Annotated in this window: 1 rRNA gene; it reads right to left on the reverse strand. The window is 48.1% G+C overall.

Annotated elements, in window-relative coordinates:
• Nucleotides 1–14: 14 nt before the first annotated feature.
• A 23S ribosomal RNA gene (locus tag GTP27_RS24520) occupies nt 15–206 on the reverse strand; the annotation flags it as partial.

A 206-nucleotide genomic window follows, 5' to 3' on the forward strand; every position in this document is an offset into this window, starting at 1 on the left:
CCTGCTAAGGTTATAGGGACAAGCCGTACGGGCAATTAGTATCAGTTAGCTTAATGCATTACTGCACTTCCACACCTGACCTATCAACGTCCTGGTCTCGAACGACCCTTCAAAGAGCTCAAGGCTCTGGGAAATCTCATCTTAAGGCAAGTTTCCCGCTTAGATGCTTTCAGCGGTTATCTCTTCCAGACTTAGCTACCCGGCAA

It is taken from the genome of Duganella qianjiadongensis (genome assembly GCF_009857915.1).
Taxonomy (GTDB): domain Bacteria; phylum Pseudomonadota; class Gammaproteobacteria; order Burkholderiales; family Burkholderiaceae_D; genus Rugamonas; species Rugamonas qianjiadongensis.